The sequence below is a fragment of the Mesorhizobium sp. L2C066B000 genome, from assembly GCF_000502335.1.
Taxonomy (GTDB): domain Bacteria; phylum Pseudomonadota; class Alphaproteobacteria; order Rhizobiales; family Rhizobiaceae; genus Mesorhizobium.
In genome coordinates this window covers 93,064-110,534 of sequence record NZ_AYWZ01000004.1, presented here as the reverse complement: position 1 = coordinate 110,534, position 17,471 = coordinate 93,064, and the positions used below count along the sequence as shown (strand labels likewise).

Sequence of the window (17,471 nt, the reverse complement as noted above, 5' to 3'; positions counted from 1 at the left end):
TCAGAGGTTGGCAAACACGCTGTTGACGGCATCGGCGGTTTTCGAAACGACGATGTCGGCTTCCTCACGCGTCAGGCAGAGCGGCGGCGCGAAGCCAAGGATGTCGCCCTGCGGCATGGCGCGGCCGATGACACCGCTGGCGGCAAGTGCTGTCGCCACCTGCGGCCCGATCTTGAGCGAAGCATCGAAGAACACCCGGTCGTCCTTGTCGGCGACGAACTCGACCGCCGCCAGCATGCCGTCGCCGCGCACGTCGCCGACGTGTCTGTGGCCGCCAACAGCCTTGGTCAGTTCGGCGCGGAAATAAGCGCCGGTCTCACCGGCGTTTGTCACCAGGTCCATCTCGTCGACCAGTTCGAGATTGGCGACGCCGGCGGCGACGCAGATCGGATGCGCCGCATAGGTCCAGCCATGGCCGAGCGAACCGAGCTTGTCGGAGCCCTGCACCAGCACCTGCCACATCTTGTCGGCGACGATAACGCCCGACAGCGGCGCATAGGCCGAGGTCAAACCTTTGGCGATGGTGATCAGGTCCGGCTTGATGCCATAGTGGTCGGAGCCGAACATGGTGCCAAGACGGCCAAAGCCCGTCACCACCTCGTCGGCGACCAGCAGCACGTCATACTTCTTCAGCACCGCCTGGATCTTCTCCCAGTAGCCGGCCGGCGGCGGCACGATGCCGCCAGTACCGAGGATCGGCTCGCCGATGAAGGCGGCGACGGTTTCGGGACCTTCGGCCAGGATCATCTCTTCAAGCTTGTCGGCGCAATGCTGCGAGAACTGCTCCTCGCTCATCGAGCGGTCGGCGCGGCGGAAATAGTAGGGCGCTTCGGTGTGCAGGACCGGCGCGCGCGGCAGGTCGAAAGCGTTGTGGAACAGGTCGAGCCCGGTCAGTGATCCCGTCATCACGCCCGAGCCGTGATAGCCGCGCCAGCGCGAGATGATCTTCTTCTTCTCCGGCCGTCCCAGCACATTGTTGTAGTACCAGATCAGCTTGATGTTGGTCTCGTTGGCATCCGAACCCGAGAGGCCGAAATAGACCCTCGACATGCCCTTCGGCGCGCGGTCGATGATCATCTTGGCCAGCGTGATCGAGGCCTCGGTCCCGTGGCCGACATAGGCGTGGTAGTAGGCGAGGTTCTTCGCCTGGGTGGCGATCGCGTCGGCGATCTTCTGGCGGCCATAGCCGACATTGACGCAATAGAGACCGGCAAAGGCATCGATGCTCTTCCTGCCATTGTTGTCCCAGACGGTGACGCCTTCGCCGCCGGCCATGATGCGGGTCGGCGATTCACCCCGCGCATGCGTGCCCATATGGGTCGAAGGATGGAAGAAGTGGTCGCGATCCCAGGCATTGAGTTCGTTGGATTGGTCGAGCATTTTTTGACTCCTTGAGAGATGGCCGGACGGACTTATGCGACGTCCAGGCAGAGGTACTTCAGATCGGCGAAAGCTTCGAGCCCATGGCGCGAGCCTTCGCGGCCGATGCCGGATTGCTTGACGCCGCCGAATGGGATCGGCGCGCCGGTGATCTTGACGCGGTTGATAGCGACCATGCCGTAGTCGAGCGCGCGGCCCAGGCGCTGCTGGCGGGCGCCGTTCTCGGTAACGATATAGGCGACCAGGCCATATTCTGTGGCGTTGGCACGGGCGATCACTTCGTCCTCACTGTCGAACGGCGTGACGGCGGCGACCGGCCCAAAGGTCTCCTCGCGCATGATCAGCGCTTCGTCGCTGACATCGGCCAGCAGCGTCGGCTGGTAGAACAGCGGCCCGGCCTGATGCCGCTTGCCGCCGGTGAGACAGCGCGCGCCACGAGCGATGGCATCGGCGACCTGCTCTTCGACCTTTGCGACGGCACGCTCATGCATCAGCGGCCCGATGTCGATCTTGTCGGTAAGGCCGTTGCCGGTGCGCAGCGCCTCGATACGCCTGGCAAAAGCGGCGCAGAAGCGATCGTAGATCGGGCGCTGGACGTAGATGCGGTTGGCGGCGAGGCAGTCCTGGCCGGAGGTGGCGAATTTGGCATCGATGGCGATGCTCACCGCCTTGTCCAGATCGGTATCGGCAAAGACGATCAGCGGCGCGTGGCCCCCAAGCTCCATCACCAGCCGCTTCATCGTCGGCGCGCTTTGCGCCGCGATCAGCCGGCCGATCTCGGTCGAGCCGGTGAAGCTTATGGCGCGAACGCGCGGGTCCTCGCACATGCGACCGACAATGGCAGCAGCCTTGCCGGTGATGACATTGAAGACGCCGGCGGGCAGGCCGGCGCGCTCGCCGAGTTCAGCCAGCGCCAGCGCCGACAGCGGCGTCTCCGAGGATGGGTGTGCGACGATGGTGCAGCCGGCGGCGAGTGCGGCGGCCGCCTTGCGGGTCAGCATCGCCGCCGGAAAATTCCAGGGCGTGACGACGCCGACAACGCCGAGCGGCTCGCGCCGCACCATCATTTCGGCATCAGGCAGATGACTGGTGACGCTCTCGGCGTTGAGGCGCTTTGCCTCTTCGGCATACCATTCGACGAAGGAGGCGGCGTAGTCGATTTCGCCAAACGATTCCTGCAGCGGCTTGCCCTGTTCCAGTGTCATCAGCAGGGCCAGATCATCCTTGGCTGCAATGATCAGCTCGAACCATTTTCGCAGAATTTTGGACCGCTCCTGCGGCAGCAACGAACGCCAAGCCGGAAAGGCACGTGCGGCGGCGTCGATTGCTTTGGTCGTCTGCCCGGCATCGAGCGCCGCGACAAATGCGACAGTGGTGCCGGTCGCCGGATCGGTAACCTCGAAACTCTTCGCCGCTCCGCTTGCCGTCCAGTGACCGTCGACATAGGCGAGCTCGCGCAGCAGCCGGCGGTCGGAGAGGCGGTCGAGCGCCTCATGGCGATGCGAGCGGGCAAAATGCGCGGACATGGTCGAGGCCTCCCGGTTCGGACGATGCGGGAAGACTATCCGTCACATACAGACAGAGAGACTGTTTCGACGCCCTGAAGGAGAGAGGCTTTCTCTATTGTGCCGTCCCGACAGACATTCTCTCCGGGCTTATGCCGACGCCGGCAACAGGTCGGATATCGGTAGCACGATTTCGTCCTTCACCGTCTTGGTGACGATGTAGGTGAAGTAGCGGTCGATGCCGATCTCGCGCTCCAGCAGGTCGTCGACCAGCCGCTGATAGGCGTCGATGTCGCGCGTCATCACCTTGACCACATAGTCGACGCCGCCGCCCACCGACCAGCAGGCGACGATTTCGGGGATGTCGCGGATGACGCGTTCGAAGCGGTCGAAATCGGCCTGGCGATGGCTGGCCAGCGTCACCTCCATCAACACGGTGGCGACCGGCGCCACCACGCGCATGGCGATCCTGGCGTGGTAGCCCGAGACGATGCCTGCCTTCTCCAGCTTGCGCAGCCGCATCCAGCACGGCGTCGGCGACAGCCCGACCTGTTCGGCCAGCGCCAGCTTGGTGATGCGCCCGTCGCGCTGGATGGCGTCGAGTATCCTGAGGTCGACCGCGTCGAGTTTCGATGTCATCGGCGTCCGCTTTTTGTCGGCATCACCATGACGGCGCATTATTTCGATTGTCAATTGCACTGATTTCGATCTCTATTAAGTCATGACATTATGGCAACCCGACCCTGCGCTCATCCGCCGGCCAGCCTATCAAACGCTGGCCGACCAGTTCGCCCGCGCCATTCATGACGGGCGGCTGGCCAACGGCGCGCGGCTTCCAACGCATCGAAGGCTGGCAGACGATTTAAAACTGTCGGTGCAGACGGTCAGCCGCGCCTACGAAGAACTGATCCGGCGCGGCCTGATTTCGGGCGAGATCGGCCGTGGCAGCTTTGTCCAGACGCAGCGCCGCGACCCGGAGCCGCCCTATCTGCCGGAGCGCCTCGGCGAGGTCATCGATCTGTCAATCCTGAAGCCGGTCTGCGAGCCGATGCATTTGGAGCGGCTGAAGCAGGCGCTGGGCTGGCTGGCCGAAAACCTGCCATCCAGTTCGGCGTTGTCGTTCCGGCCCAACATGGTGTTCCCGCGTCACCGCGCGGTGGCTGTCGAATGGCTGAAACTGTGTGGGCTCGACACCTCCGCACAGAATATCAGCCTGACCAATGGCGCGACCGCCGGGATGACCGTGGCGCTGATGAGCGTTGCGCCGCCGGGATCGACTGTCGCCACCGAGGCTATCGGCCACCACACGCTGGTGCCGCTGGCGCGCTATCTCGGCTTCAACCTGGAAGGCCTGCCGATCGACGGCAATGGCCTGATCCCGGAGGCGTTGGACGAGGTCTGCCGGCTCACCGACATTCGCGCGGTATTCGTGCAACCGTCGGTGATCAACCCGACGGCGACGCTGATGGACGCTCGGCGGCGCGAAGAGATCGCCGCGGTCGCGCGCAAGCACGACATCGCCATCATCGAGAACGATGTGCTGGGTCCGCTGGTCGAGGACCGGCCGCCGCCGGTCGCCGCCTTTGCGCCGGAGCGCACGCTCTACGTCACTTCCTTCACCAAGATCACCGTACCTGGCCTGCGCATCGGCTATCTCGCGGCGCCCGACCGCTATGTCGCCGCCGTTGCCAACCGGCATCTGGTGTCGAACTGGATGGCGACGCCGCTGGTGGCCGAGATCGCCACCAAATGGGTGACCGACGGCACGGCGATGGAACTCGTTCGCTGGCAGCGCGCGGCATTGCGCCGCCGCCAGGACATCGCAGCCGAGGTGCTGGGCGGGGTTGGTTATCGCGCCAGGCGCGACGGGCTGCATGTCTGGTTGCAACTGCCCGCGGACCGTGCCGAGGAAAGCTTCGTCGCCCAGGCCCGCCTGCAAGGCGTGGCGATCGCGCCCGGCACCTCCTTCCGCATCTCGGATGCGCCCTGGCATCCGGCGGTGCGCATCTCGCTCGGCTCGACCACCGAGGGGGAACTGCGCGCCGGCCTCGGCGTTGTCACCAAGTTGCTGCTTGGCGATCCGGAGCATCTGCTGCTCGCAATCTAAGCGGGAATTGCTCTGGAATCATGCAGTGCCGGAAATATTGTCATGATTTTATTTTCCCAATTGACATGATTTGGCGCGTTCCGCATCGTTAAGGGCACAGGCTTCTCCAGCAGGGGAAATTCATTTGTCCTCACCCATCATCAAGGTCGACGCCATTTCGAAGAGCTTCGGCTCGTTCAAGGTACTGGACGGCCTGTCGATGCAGGTCATGCCCGGCGAGAAGCTGGCGCTGATCGGCCCGTCCGGCTCGGGCAAGACGACGATCCTGCGCATCCTGATGACGCTGGAGAAGATCGACGGCGGCCATATCCAGATCGATGGCGAGCAGCTCTACCACATGGAGCGCAACGGCCAGCTGCTGCCCGCCGACGAGCGGCACCTGACCAAGATGCGGCAGAAGATCGGCATGGTCTTCCAGCTGTTCAATCTGTTTCCGCACAAATGCGTCATGGATAACGTCACGCTGGCGCCGATGCTGACCAAGGGCACGCCTCGCGCCGCCGCTGAAAAGCGGGCCATGGAACTGCTCGACATGGTCGGCATGGCCGACAAGGCGAAGTCGATGCCGGCGCAGCTGTCCGGCGGCCAGAAGCAGCGCGTGGCGATTGCCCGTGCGCTGGCATTGTCGCCGAAGATCATGCTGTTCGACGAGGTGACGTCGGCCCTCGATCCGGAGCTGGTCGAGGAGGTGATGAATGTCATGCGCAAGCTCGCCGCAGAGACCGACATGACCATGCTGCTGGTCACCCACGAGATGGGCTTTGCCCACGACTTCGCCGACCGCGTGCTGTTCTTCGACCGCGGCAAGATCGTCGAAGAGGGCAAACCAGACGAGATTTTCCGCCATCCAAAGCAGGAGCGCACGCAAGGCTTCCTGAAGAAGATCATCGCGGCCGGACATCGTGTCTGACCGCTTTGCGGGGCGGAAGACCGCCCCAGACAAAACCAAGAAGACAACAAGGAGTTGGGAACAATGAAGAAACTTGGCATTCTGGCCGGCGTCGCCGGTCTCGCACTGACGGCGGTGCTCGCCGCGTCGAGCACCGGTTCGGCCGATGACGGCAAGCTCGAGCAATTGAAGGCGCAGGGCTTTGCCCGCGTCGCCATCGCCAACGAGCCGCCCTACACTGCGGTCGCCGCCGACGGCAAGGTTTCAGGTGCGGCGCCGGACGTGGCCCGCGAGGTCTTCAAGCGTCTTGGCGTTGGCGACATCGTCGCTTCGATCTCCGAATATGGCGCGATGATCCCCGGCCTGCAGGCCGGCCGCTTCGACGTCGTCACCGCCGGCCTGTTCATGAAGCCGGAGCGTTGCGCGGCGGTCGTCTATTCCGAGCCGGTGCTGTGCGACGCCGAGGCGATGCTGGTGAAGAAGGGCAATCCGAAGGGCTTCAAGAGCTACGAGGACGTCGCCAAGGACACATCGGCCACCATTGGCGCGCCCGGTGGCGGCACCGAGGAGAAGCTGGCGCTCAACGCCGGCGTGCCGCGCGAGCGCGTCATCGTCGTGCCGGACGGCCAGAGCGGCCTGAAGATGCTGCAGGACGGTCGCATCGATGCCTATTCGCTTCCCGTCCTGTCGATCAACGACCTCGTCAAGAAAGCCAACGATCCGAACCTCGAAGTCATCGCCCCGGTGGTCGGCGCGCCGGTCTATTGCGACGGCGCCGCCTTCAAGAAAGGCGATGAGGCCCTGCGCGATGCCTTCGATGTCGAGCTCGCCAAGCTGAAGAAATCCGGCGAGTTCGCCAAGATCATCGAGCCCTACGGCTTCTCGGCCGCAGCCGCGATGTCGACCACGCGGGACAAGCTCTGCGCGGCGAAATAGCGCCGTTTTTGCCTTCTCCCTGTTCACGGGGAGAAGGTGGCCCGAAGGGCCGGATGAGGGGCGGCGCCAGGTTCTGAGAATTTAGCGCTGCCCCTCATCTGCCTGCCCGTCCTCCGCAGCAGCTGCGCTGCAGCTTCGGAGGGTGGACTGGCATCTTCTCTCCGTGAACGGGGAGAAGGAAGCTAACCGCCAACGTTGGAACCCGAATGACCCAGTGGTCCGGCTACCTCGGCCTGATATTGCAGGGAGCGCTTGTCACCATCGAGCTGACGCTGATGGGGTCGGTGCTCGCCCTGATCATGGCCTTCCTCGCCGGCATGGGCCGCGTGTCGCGCTTCTTTGCGCTGCGCTGGCTGGCCACCGCCTATATAGAATTCTTCCGCGGCACCTCGATCTTCGTGCAGCTGTTCTTTGCCTATTTCGTGTTGCCGTTGATCGGCCTCGAACTGACCCCGCTGCAGGCGGGTGTGCTGGCGCTGGGCCTCAATGTCGGCGCCTATGCGGCCGAGGTGGTACGCGGCGCCATCCAGTCGGTCGGCCGCGAACAATATGAAGCCTGCATCGCGCTCAACCTCGGCCGCTGGCAAGGTATGCGCCATGTCATCCTGCCGCAGGCGCTACTGGTCATGCTGCCGACCTTCGGCAACAATGCCATCGAACTGCTCAAGGCGACCTCCGTGGTGTCGCTGATCTCGCTCGCCGATCTCACCTTTCAGGCGCAGGTCGTGCGCTCGCAGACCGGCAACACGCTGGCGCCGTTCACCACCATCCTGATCATCTATTTCGCCCTGGCGCTGATCATCTCCTGGGGCGTGCGTTCTCTGGAACGCCGCATGGCGCGCGGCCTCGACGGGGTGCGCGTCTGATGGCCAATGCCCTTCTGATAAATTGGGCCTCCTGATGGATTGGGATTGGAACTTCGTCTGGGAGATCCTGCCGACGCTGATGCAGGGCGTGAAGATCACCATCCTGGCAACGCTGCTCGGCTCCGTGCTGGCCGCTATCGTGGGTCTGGGCATCGCGCTGGCGCGACGCTCGCCCAACAAGGTCCTGTCGCGCACCGTCGGCTGGGCGGCCGAATTCATCCGCGGCACGCCACTTCTGGTGCAACTTTATTTCATCTTCTATGTCCTGCCGGATTTCAGCATCCTGTTGCCGCCGCTGGTCGCCGGCGTCATCGGGCTCGGCCTGCACTACGGCACCTACACGGCGGAAGTCTATCGCGCCGGCATCGACAACGTGCCGCGCGGCCAGTGGGAGGCGGCCAAGGCCTGCAATCTGAGCGCCACGCAGACCTGGACCAACATCATCATTCCGCAAGCGATCCCACCGATGATCCCGGCTTTGGCCAACTATTTCATCGCCATGTTCAAGGAGACGCCGCTCCTATCGGCGATCACCGTGCTGGAGCTGATGAACCAGGCCAAGAGCGTCGCCAACACCTACTACCGCTACATTGAGCCGATCACGCTGGTCGGCGCTTTCTTCCTCGTCATCAGCCTCTTCTCGGTCGTGCTGCTGCGCTGGCTGGAACATCGCTACGGCAAGATCGAAAGGTAATTCTCAAGATGAAACCGCTGCCCGAGATCAGGCTGATGCCGACAAGGCCGGCGCTCGATGCGCGCCCGCTGGAAAAGCGCGTCGGCCTCATCATCCTTGCCACCGACCACACCAGCGAGCCCGATTTCCGCCGCATGGTGGCGAGCGAGCGGATCGGCGTCTATGTCGCGCGCATTCCCTACAAGAATCCGACCACGCCCGAGAATTTACGCAAGATGCAGCCCGAGCTGGCGGCGGGTGCTGCGTTGATCCTGCCCGACGAAAACCTCGACGCGATCTGCTACTCCTGCACCTCGGCCTCGGTGGTGATTGGCGACGCCGAGATCGAGGCCGCGATCCAGTCTGCCAAGCCGGGTTTTCCCGTGGTCACGCCGCCGATGGCCGGCGTGCGCGGGCTGCAGGCGCTGGGCGCGAAAAAGATCAGCATCCTCACCCCTTACACCGTCGAAACCTCCAGGCCGATGGCGACGTATTTCGCCGAGCGCGGCTTCGAGATCGTCAGCTTCACCTGTCTCGGCTTCGAGGACGATCGCGAGATGGCGCGCATTGCGCCGGCAGCGATTGTCGATCTCGCACGAGAGGCGACACACGCTGAGGCCGACGCACTGTTCGTGTCCTGCACCGCATTGCGCGGAGCGCTCGCGGTTCCCGGCATGGAACAGGCGATCGCTCGCCCGGTCGTCACCAGCAACCAGGCGAGCGCCTGGAACTGTTTGCGGTTGTGTGGCGACGGGACGTCGCATCCCGAATTTGGCCGTCTGATGACGCTGCCTTTGCCGCGCGATTGACGATCATGACGACAGTCACCCTTAACGATATTCGTGCCGCCCGGGAGCGAATTGCCGGCAAAATCGAACGCACGCCGACAGGGTTATCTCACAGCCTTTCCGAACGACTGGGCATCCCCGTCCACCTCAAGCTTGAACACCGCCAGACCACCGGCAGCTTCAAGCTGCGCGGCGCCTCGAATGCCGTTGCTTCGCTGAGCGCCGAGGAGAAGGCGCGCGGCGTGGTCGCGGCGTCGACCGGCAATCATGGCCGTGCGCTGGCCCATGCCGCGAAGCTCGAAGGCATGCGTGCGGTGATCTGCATGTCGCGACTGGTGCCGGGCAACAAGCTCGACGAAATCCGTCGGCTTGGCGCGGATGTCCGCATCATCGGCAACAGTCAGGACGAGGCGCAGCAGGAGGTCGAACGGCTGGTGGCGCAGGAGGGACTGGTGATGCTGCCGCCCTTCGACCACCCGGCCATCATCGCTGGGCAGGGCACGCTTGGACTGGAGATGATCAAGCAGGTCCCGGATGCCGCTCTCGTCCTCGTCCAGCTTTCCGGTGGCGGCTTGGCCTCGGGCATCGCCGCAGCTATCAAAGGCACTAGCCCCAGGACAAAAGTGATCGGCGTTTCGATGGAACGTGGCGCTGCGATGAAGGCCAGCCTCGACGCCGGCCGGCCGGTCGAGGTTGAAGAACTGCCGACACTGGCGGATTCGCTCGGCGGCGGCATCGGTCTCGATAACCGGCTGACCTTCGCCATGTGCCGCGATCTGCTCGACGACGTCATCCTGCTCACCGAGGACGAGATCGCCGCCGGCATCCGACATGCCTATGAACAAGAGCGCGAGATCGTCGAAGGCGCCGGTGCGGTCGGCATCGCTGCGCTACTCGCCGGCAAGGTCAGGGCGACCGGGCCGATGGTCGTTCTTCTCTCGGGCCGCAATATCGACATGAACACGCATCGCAAGATCGTCTGCGGTGACGCAATCGCGGAGCGCGCGGCATGAAAACTCTCCCACGCCGAATTCCCGCCCACCCCCCTCTGTCCTGCCGGACATCTCCCCCGCAAGGGGGGAGATCGGCAGCTTCGATGCGGTCGCTATTCTTGCTGCGCTGGAGATTGGCGAAGGCAGGAGTGCAGTCCAATCTCCCCCCTTGCGGGGGAGATGGCCGGCAGGCCAGAGGGGGGTGTGACGGAACACTATCCTTCGTGGTGCGCGCTAGTACGGAGCGCGACACATGAGTCCGATGACCATCCTCACCGAGAAGGAACTGCGCACAATCGTGCCGCTCGATCTCGACGCGGTCGCCTGCGTCGAAAACGCTTTCCGCGCGCTCGCCACATTGCCGGTGGCGATGCCGCCGATTCTGCGGTTGGACATTCACGAGCAGCGCGGCGAGGTGGATGTGAAGTCCGCCTATGTGCCAGGAATAGACGGTTTCGCCGTTAAGATAAGCTCCGGCTTCTTCGACAATCCGAAGCTCGGTCTGCCCAGCGGGGGCGGCATGATGGTGTTGCTCTCGGCAAGAACCGGTGTGGTCGAGGCGCTGCTGCTCGACAATGGCTATCTCACAGATGTCCGCACCGCTGCTGCCGGCGCCGTCGCGGCGAAGCATCTGTCGCGGCCGGATTCGTCCGTCGCCGCAATCTTCGGCGCCGGCGTGCAAGCCGGGCTGCAACTCGAAGCGCTCATGTTGGTGCGGCCGATCGCCGAGGCACGTATCTGGGCGCGCGATGCGGTCAAGGCGGAGACGGCCGCAGGCGCGCTGCGCGAAAAGCTCGGCATTCTCGTGCGCGCCGAGCCGGATGCAGCCAAAGCAACCATCGGCGCCGACATCATCGTCACCACCACGCCGTCGACCGAGCCGCTGATCAAGGCCGGCTTTGTCGTTGCCGGGCAGCACATCACCGCCATGGGCTCGGATGCCGAACACAAGAACGAGATCGCGCCGGCGATCCTGCGCATGGCCGATCTCTATGTCGCCGACAGCGCCAAGCAGACACGGCGTCTGGGAGAACTGCATCACGCCATCGCATCGGGCGTGATGGGAGCCGATGCCGCGGTCACCGAACTCGGCCAGATCATCGCCGGCGAACGGCACGGAAGGCGCTCACCCAGCGACATCACCATCGCCGACCTCACCGGCACCGGCGTGCAGGATACGGCGATCGCCACGCTCGCTCGCAACCGGGCGCGGGCGGCCAATGCCGGAACCATTTTTGAAAGCTGATGCTGGCCAAAGCGTGATCCGGAAGTGGAACCCGGTTTTTCCCAGAGATCACGTTCAAACAAGAACGACGAGCCTGTTTCCAACAAAGTTGAAACAGGCTCCAGGCCTAACAAACGAGGACCAAGAACAATGCAGCCGAACCTAAAATTCTCGCGTGGCGAATTTGCGGATCGCCTCGCCAAGACGCGAAAAGCCATGGAGGGGAAAGGCGTCGATCTGCTTGTTATCAGCGACCCATCCAACATGGCCTGGCTGACCGGCTATGATGGCTGGTCGTTCTATGTGCATCAGGCGGTGATCGTGCCACCATCGGGCGAGCCGGTCTGGTACGGTCGCGGCCAGGATGCCAATGGCGCCAAGCGCACCGCCTATCTCGCGCATGACAACATCGTCGGCTATGCCGACCACTACGTGCAGTCGACCGAGCGCCACCCGATGGATTTTTTGGCCAGAGTGCTCAGTGATCGCGGCTGGGGCAAGCTGACCATCGGCGTCGAGATGGACAATTACTGGTTCTCGGCTGCCGCCTTCGCCGCGTTGCAGAAGCACCTGCCCAACGCCCGCTTCGTCGACGCGACAGCGCTGGTCAATTGGCAGCGCGCGGTGAAGAGCCCGACTGAAATCGACTATATGCGCAAGGCGGCCCGCATCGTCGAAGCCATGCACCAGCGCATCGTCGACAAGATCCAGGTCGGCATGCGCAAATGCGATCTGGTCGCCGAGATCTACGATGCCGGCACGCGCGGCGTCGACGGCATCGGCGGCGACTATCCGGCGATCGTGCCGCTGCTACCGTCGGGCGCCGACGCCTCGGCGCCGCATCTCACCTGGGACGACCAGCCGATGAAGTCGGGCGAGGGCACCTTCTTCGAGATCGCCGGCTGCTACAACCGCTACCATTGCCCGCTGTCGCGCACCGTCTTTCTCGGCAAGCCGACGCAGGAATTCCTAGATGCCGAGAAGGCGACGCTGGAAGGCATGGAGGCGGGGCTTGCGGCGGCAAAGCCCGGCAATGCCTGTGAGGACATCGCCAACGCTTTTTTCGCCGTGTTGAAGAAATACGGCATCGTCAAGGACAACCGCACAGGCTACTCGATCGGCCTGTCCTATCCGCCGGATTGGGGCGAGCGCACCATGAGCCTGCGCCCCGGCGACCGCACCGAACTCAAGCCCGGCATGACCTTCCATTTCATGACCGGCCTGTGGCTGGAGACCATGGGACTGGAAATCACCGAATCCATCCTGATCACCGAAACCGGTGTAGAGTGCCTGGCCAATGTACCGCGCAAACTGGTGGTGAAGAATTGAGCCCGATGCCTAGCCTCCGCCCTTCCCCGATCGCCCCGACCGTCGATTTCGACAAGGACGGCGTGCAACATGGTTTCCTGCGCCTGCCCTACAGCCGCGACGACTCGGCGTGGGGCTCGGTGATGATCCCGATCTGCGTCATCCGCAACGGCAAGGGGCCGACTGCCCTGCTCACCGGCGGCAACCATGGCGACGAGTATGAGGGGCCGCTGGCGCTCTACGATCTCGCCCGCACGCTCGATCCCAGACAGGTCAGCGGCACGGTGATCATCGTGCCGGCGATGAACTATCCGGCCTTTCGCGCCGGCACCCGGACATCGCCGATCGACAAGGGCAATATGAACCGCAGCTTTCCCGGCCGTCCCCACGGCACGGTGACGGAAAAGATCGCCGACTATTTCCAGCGCGAATTGCTGCCCCGCGCCGACCTCGTCTTCGACTTCCACTCCGGTGGCAAGACACTGGATTTCGTGCCCTTCTGTGCCGCCCACACGGTGCCCGACAAGGCGCTGGAGCAGAAAGCCTTCGATGCGGTCGCGGCGTTCTCTGCCCCGTTCTCGATGCGCATGATCGAGATCGACTCCGTCGGCATGTACGACACGGCGGCGGAGGAAATGGGCAAGGTCTTCGTCAGCACCGAGCTTGGCGGCGGCGGCACCTCGCGCGCACAGACTGTGCGGATCGCGCGGCGCGGCATCAGCAATGTGCTGCGCCATGCCGGCATTGTTGATGGTGCGGTCGAGAAGGGCAGAACTCAGTGGCTCGACATGCCGTCAGGCGATTGTTTCTCCTTCGCCGAGGAGGACGGCATGATCGAGACCATGGTCGATCTCGGCGAGCCTGTGAAAGAAGGCTCGGTGCTGGCGCGCATCCATTCCACCGGCCGCACCGGCATCGCTCCGCAGGAAATCCGGGCAAAAATGTCCGGCATTCTGGCGGCGCGGCATTTCCCCGGCCTGGTCAAAGCCGGTGACTGCGCCGCCGTCCTGGCCGTTGTGGTTTCATCGTGATTTCGCAGAGTACGCCGCGCGAATATCAGTCGGTCTGGATCCAGACCGACTTGGTCTCCAGATACTCGTGCAGATGCTCGATGCCGCCCTCGCGGCCATAACCCGACATCTTCATGCCGCCGAACGGCACCGCCGGGTCGATGGCATGGTACATGTTGACCCAGACCGAGCCGGCCTTGACCCGGCGCGCAAGCTTGTGCGCGGTGCCCAGATGCGTGGTGAAGATGCCGGCGGCCAGGCCATAGGGCGTCGCATTGGCACGCGCCACCGCTTCGTCGAGCGTGTCGAAGGGCATCGCCGAAATGACCGGGCCGAAAATCTCCTCGCGCGCGATGGTCATCTGGTCCGACACGGCGCCGAAGACCGTCGGCGCAATGAAGTTGCCGCCATCGTAGAGCTCGCCGGTCAGCCGCGAGCCACCGGCGACCAGTTCGGCGCCTTCGTCGCTGCCGGCCCTGATATAGCCCTCCACCTTGCCTGCCTGCCTGGCATTGATGAGCGGTCCGATTTCCGTCTCTGCCTCGATGCCATGGCCGATCCGCAGTCTGCCGGCGAAATCGGCGAGCCGGCGGACGAACTCGTCATGGATTTCGCGCGCCACGAACAGCCGCGAGCCGGCAATGCAGATCTGGCCCGAATGCACGAACACCGCCATCGCCGCGATCGGAACAGCCTTGTCGATGTCGGCGTCGCGGCAGACGATGATCGGCGACTTGCCGCCGAGCTCCAGTGAAACGCGTTTGAGGTTGGCCACGGCTGCCCGCGCGATGGCCTGGCCGGTCAGCGTCGATCCGGTGAAAACGATCTTGTTGACGTCTGGATGTTCGGCGAGCCGCGCACCAGCTTCGGCCCCGGTGCCGGTGACGACGTTGACGACGCCGTCGGGCACGCCGGCTTCCTGCATCAGTTGCGCGATCAGCAGCGGCGTCAGCGACGCATCCTCGGACGGTTTCAGCACGATGGTGCAGCCTGTCGCCAGCGCCGGCGCGATCTTCCAGATCGAGGCGGCGGTTGGCGCGTTCCAGGGAATGATCGCACCAACGACGCCCACCGGCTCGCGCCGGGTGAAGGTGACGATCTCGCCGGGAATCGAATTGTCGATCGCCTCGCCATGCAGCGCCGTCGCCATGCCGGCATAGAAGCGCAGCATGCCGATGACGCGGCGCCGGTTGGCGAGCGTGCGCGTGATCGGCAGTCCCATATCGAGCGTGTCGGAAACGCTGAGCTCTTCCCAATGCGTCTCGAACAGATCGGCGATCCTGAGCAGCACGCACTGCCGCTCGTAGGGCGAGAATTTGGACCATGGGCCTTCGAAGGCCGCGCGCGCGGCGGCCACCGCCGAGTCGATATCGGCAGCCCCGCCGCGCGGCACTGTCGCCAGCACCTCGCCTGTTGCCGGATTGAGTGCCTGCATGCCCTGGCCGGACTGCGCCGCGACCCACTTGCCGCTAATGAACATCGGTCGGAATTCGCCATGGTACAACGCCGTGGCCTTCGCCTTCGGGTCGAAGTTCAGCGTCAACTTTTCCTCCTCGCAATTCCGTGGCGACTATTACTCCCGCCGCCGGCCTCAAACAAGGAAAGCTACAGGGCGCTCAGATAATCAGGTTGTGCGCGTGACTTCCGATCACGCGAGCAACAAGAAACAGACAGCCGCTAGAGCATGATCCCGAAAATTGGGAACCGGCTTTCGGAAAAGATCATGCTTCGACAAACGGCATCTAGAAAAATCATCCGGCATCTAGAAAAATCATCGCGAGTTGTCGGAGCGCGTCGCTAAAAGCTCAATGAGGCAAGCCGATCATTGCCCACGGCGACCGTGATGCCGGCATTGCAGACGAGAGCGCAACAGGCAGTCGCCAGCCGCCACCCAGCGCTCACCCGTGGCCGGATCGATCGTGGCCGTTCCAGCCGGCTTCACCGTGACAGAGGTTTCGCGCGCCGCTTCGCTGCAATCGCTGTTGGATGACTGCTCGCGGAAGCAAGATCGGTCGAGCGGCCTCGCGACGTGCAAACATTGGCAGGATTGATCCGCAACCGACGGTGCCTGGCATCGATCGAGCACGCCGGTCCGTCACTCCGGAAGGCCGGCCTTTCGGAAGCCATCGACGAAATGGTCGAGCGTGGCAGTGTCGCGGAACGGCTCCGTCTCGACCCAGTGGCGGGTGGTGAAATGTGGGTTCGCGACAAGGAACAAGTCGACCTCGGCGCGCGCCTCGTCGATCCGGCCGAGTTGCGCAAGGCTTGCCGCAAGGAAACGGCGCGAGCTTGTCCGATACGTCTCGTCCCGGCGCGTCGTCTCGACCGCGGCTTCATAGTCGCGCGCCGCATATTGCGCCTGGCCGAGCGTCAGGTAGTACCAGCTTGCCGGAAACGGGTTCAGCCGGAACGCCTTGCTGATATAGTCGAGGCCGTCCTCGACGCGCCCGGCCAGGATCGCGATGTCGGACAATGTCGCCCAGGCATCGGCCTCGTTCGGGTCGAGTTCGAACGCCTTGGCAAATCCCACATCCGCCTCGTCGAATCTGCGCTCATAGGCAAGCAGGTTGGCAAGCACCCAGTGGCAGCCGGCATCGTTGGGATCGATCGCCACAGCCTTGCGCGCCAGTTCCAGGGCAAGGCCGCGGGCAGGCTCAATGGGCTCTCCCCAATGCACCCATCCCATCCAGTGGTTCATGGCAAGCCAGCGATAGGCTTCGGCATAGTCCGGATCGAGCGCAAGCGCGCGCGTCAGCAACAGATGCGCTTCGCGCGCCGTCTCCGGCGAGACGTCGATCAGGTTGCGGGCTCGCACGCACAGATCATAGGCCTCGAGATTTCGGGGCCGGTTGCGCGGCAGCGGCGCGCGCAGCCGGCCCAGCAGCGCCTCGACGATCTTGGCCGTCACCTCGTCCTGAACGGCAAAAATATCTTCCAGGCCGCGATCGAAGCGGTCTGCCCACAAATGCTCGCCGCTCAGCGCGTCGACCAGCTGGGCGTTGATGCGCACGCGCCCGGCGGCGCGTCTGGCGCTGCCCTCCAAGAGATAGCGCACGCCAAGTTCCCTGGCGACCTCGCGCACATCCACCGCCTTGCCCTTGTAGGCAAAGGTCGAGTTGCGCGCGATGACGAATAGGCCGCCGATCCTCGACAGGTCGGTGATCAGGTCTTCGGTCAACCCGTCGGCGAAGGCTTCCTGCTCGGGGTCGTTGCTGAAATTGGCAAAGGGCAGCACGGCTATCGACGGTTTGGCGGGCAGCGGCAAAGCCTGTCGCTTCTCGTCGCCGAGCTGTTCGATGGCGCCGGCGAAGCGATAGCCGACGCGCGGAACGGTCGATATCCATTCTCCGCCGTTCGTGGCCGGACCCAGCAGCTTGCGCAATTGCGCAATCTGGACGGTGAGGTTGCCTTCCTCAACGGCGGTGCCTGGCCATGCCGCATCCATCAACTCGGCCTTGGCCACGATCTCGCCGGGCCGGGCGACGAGCGCCGCCAGCAGCTGCAGTCCGCGGTGGCCGGCGGCGACGGGAACTTGGTCCCGAAGGAGCGTTCCCGCACCCGGATCAAGCACGAACGGACCAAAGGCAAAGCGCGATCCCTGCATAACGCGCATCTATAGAGCAATTCCAGGAAAGGTGTGAAGGCGGTTTTCCCACGGGAAAGCGCGGCGGAGCGCTTCACGGACGTATGGCGTCAAAACAAAGAGTTGAGCACCTCGCCGTTTCCATGAAACGGCGAGGTGCTCTAGCCGGTTTGGAACTTTTGAGAACTATTTGGCCGGGCTTAATTACG

The 17,471-nt window shown here is 63.9% G+C and carries 15 protein-coding genes; 10 read left to right on the top strand and 5 right to left on the bottom strand.

The genetic code is table 11. The features are described from left to right. The 3 genes from X733_RS153290 to X733_RS153300 form a co-directional block, all read right to left on the bottom strand. Positions 1 to 1,380, bottom strand: a complete 1,380-nt coding sequence (locus tag X733_RS153290; protein WP_023695233.1) for an aspartate aminotransferase family protein — start codon at positions 1,378 to 1,380, stop codon at positions 1 to 3. Between the two features lie 32 nt (positions 1,381 to 1,412). Beyond that, positions 1,413 to 2,906, bottom strand: a complete 1,494-nt coding sequence (locus tag X733_RS153295) for an NAD-dependent succinate-semialdehyde dehydrogenase (protein ID WP_023732238.1) — start codon at positions 2,904 to 2,906, stop codon at positions 1,413 to 1,415. A 129-nt stretch (positions 2,907 to 3,035) separates the two neighbouring features. Beyond that, entirely contained in the window at positions 3,036 to 3,524 is a 489-nt protein-coding gene (locus X733_RS153300) for an Lrp/AsnC family transcriptional regulator (RefSeq protein WP_023818575.1), read from the bottom strand. Between the two features lie 82 nt (positions 3,525 to 3,606). Here X733_RS153300 and X733_RS153305 point away from each other — a divergent pair, with 82 nt between their 5' ends. From X733_RS153305 to doeB, 10 genes are all read left to right on the top strand, one after another. Then, on the top strand, positions 3,607 to 4,992 hold the full coding sequence (locus X733_RS153305; protein WP_023818574.1) for a PLP-dependent aminotransferase family protein: 1,386 nt from the start codon (positions 3,607 to 3,609) through the stop codon (positions 4,990 to 4,992). Between the two features lie 124 nt (positions 4,993 to 5,116). After that, positions 5,117 to 5,902, top strand: a complete 786-nt coding sequence (ehuA, locus tag X733_RS153310; protein WP_023682675.1) for an ectoine/hydroxyectoine ABC transporter ATP-binding protein EhuA — start codon at positions 5,117 to 5,119, stop codon at positions 5,900 to 5,902. Between the two features lie 63 nt (positions 5,903 to 5,965). Then, positions 5,966 to 6,817: an ectoine/hydroxyectoine ABC transporter substrate-binding protein EhuB gene (gene ehuB / locus X733_RS153315; RefSeq protein ID WP_023818573.1), complete on the top strand. Its 852-nt coding sequence runs from the start codon at positions 5,966 to 5,968 to the stop codon at positions 6,815 to 6,817. A 206-nt stretch (positions 6,818 to 7,023) separates the two neighbouring features. Then, positions 7,024 to 7,683 (top strand): ectoine/hydroxyectoine ABC transporter permease subunit EhuC, encoded by a 660-nt coding sequence (gene ehuC / locus X733_RS153320; RefSeq protein WP_023667875.1) that lies wholly within the window; start codon positions 7,024 to 7,026, stop codon positions 7,681 to 7,683. A 34-nt stretch (positions 7,684 to 7,717) separates the two neighbouring features. Next, a complete protein-coding gene (gene ehuD / locus X733_RS153325) occupies positions 7,718 to 8,377 on the top strand; it encodes an ectoine/hydroxyectoine ABC transporter permease subunit EhuD (RefSeq protein WP_023818572.1) in 660 nt (219 codons plus the stop codon). An 8-nt stretch (positions 8,378 to 8,385) separates the two neighbouring features. Next, entirely contained in the window at positions 8,386 to 9,165 is a 780-nt protein-coding gene (gene eutA, locus X733_RS153330) for an ectoine utilization protein EutA (RefSeq protein ID WP_023818571.1), read from the top strand. Between the two features lie 5 nt (positions 9,166 to 9,170). Further along, positions 9,171 to 10,157, top strand: coding sequence for a hydroxyectoine utilization dehydratase EutB (eutB, locus tag X733_RS153335; protein WP_023818570.1), 987 nt, complete (start codon positions 9,171 to 9,173; stop codon positions 10,155 to 10,157). Between the two features lie 232 nt (positions 10,158 to 10,389). Continuing rightward, a complete protein-coding gene (locus X733_RS153340) occupies positions 10,390 to 11,382 on the top strand; it encodes a cyclodeaminase (protein WP_023749144.1) in 993 nt (330 codons plus the stop codon). Between the two features lie 129 nt (positions 11,383 to 11,511). After that, complete coding sequence (doeA, locus tag X733_RS153345; RefSeq protein WP_023818569.1) at positions 11,512 to 12,690, top strand: ectoine hydrolase DoeA; 1,179 nt, start codon at positions 11,512 to 11,514, stop codon at positions 12,688 to 12,690. 5 nt (positions 12,691 to 12,695) lie between these two features. After that, the gene (doeB, locus tag X733_RS153350; protein WP_023818568.1) at positions 12,696 to 13,700 is read left to right on the top strand and encodes a N(2)-acetyl-L-2,4-diaminobutanoate deacetylase DoeB; all 1,005 of its coding nucleotides are present in this window, start codon (positions 12,696 to 12,698) and stop codon (positions 13,698 to 13,700) included. A gap of 25 nt (positions 13,701 to 13,725) precedes the next feature. Here the strand turns inward: doeB and X733_RS153355 are convergent, their stop codons facing one another. After that, a complete protein-coding gene (locus X733_RS153355; RefSeq protein WP_023818567.1) occupies positions 13,726 to 15,222 on the bottom strand; it encodes an aldehyde dehydrogenase family protein in 1,497 nt (498 codons plus the stop codon). A gap of 552 nt (positions 15,223 to 15,774) precedes the next feature. Then, positions 15,775 to 17,292, bottom strand: coding sequence for a winged helix-turn-helix domain-containing protein (locus X733_RS153360; RefSeq protein WP_031193231.1), 1,518 nt, complete (start codon positions 17,290 to 17,292; stop codon positions 15,775 to 15,777). Positions 17,293 to 17,471: the final 179 nt, after the last annotated feature.

Bases quoted from the DNA above. Each gene is read 5' to 3' on its own strand.
- X733_RS153360 (WP_031193231.1), bottom strand. From the start codon at position 17,292: ATGCGCGTTATGCAGGGATCGCGCTTTGCCTTTGGTCCGTTCGTGCTT.
- eutB (WP_023818570.1), top strand. From the start codon at position 9,171: ATGACGACAGTCACCCTTAACGATATTCGTGCCGCCCGGGAGCGAATT.
- eutA (WP_023818571.1), top strand. From the start codon at position 8,386: ATGAAACCGCTGCCCGAGATCAGGCTGATGCCGACAAGGCCGGCGCTC.
- doeA (WP_023818569.1), top strand. From the start codon at position 11,512: ATGCAGCCGAACCTAAAATTCTCGCGTGGCGAATTTGCGGATCGCCTC.
- X733_RS153305 (WP_023818574.1), top strand. From the start codon at position 3,607: ATGACATTATGGCAACCCGACCCTGCGCTCATCCGCCGGCCAGCCTAT.
- doeB (WP_023818568.1), top strand. From the start codon at position 12,696: ATGCCTAGCCTCCGCCCTTCCCCGATCGCCCCGACCGTCGATTTCGAC.
- X733_RS153295 (WP_023732238.1), bottom strand. From the start codon at position 2,906: ATGTCCGCGCATTTTGCCCGCTCGCATCGCCATGAGGCGCTCGACCGC.
- X733_RS153300 (WP_023818575.1), bottom strand. From the start codon at position 3,524: ATGACATCGAAACTCGACGCGGTCGACCTCAGGATACTCGACGCCATC.
- ehuD (WP_023818572.1), top strand. From the start codon at position 7,718: ATGGATTGGGATTGGAACTTCGTCTGGGAGATCCTGCCGACGCTGATG.
- X733_RS153340 (WP_023749144.1), top strand. From the start codon at position 10,390: ATGAGTCCGATGACCATCCTCACCGAGAAGGAACTGCGCACAATCGTG.
- ehuB (WP_023818573.1), top strand. From the start codon at position 5,966: ATGAAGAAACTTGGCATTCTGGCCGGCGTCGCCGGTCTCGCACTGACG.
- ehuC (WP_023667875.1), top strand. From the start codon at position 7,024: ATGACCCAGTGGTCCGGCTACCTCGGCCTGATATTGCAGGGAGCGCTT.
- X733_RS153290 (WP_023695233.1), bottom strand. From the start codon at position 1,380: ATGCTCGACCAATCCAACGAACTCAATGCCTGGGATCGCGACCACTTC.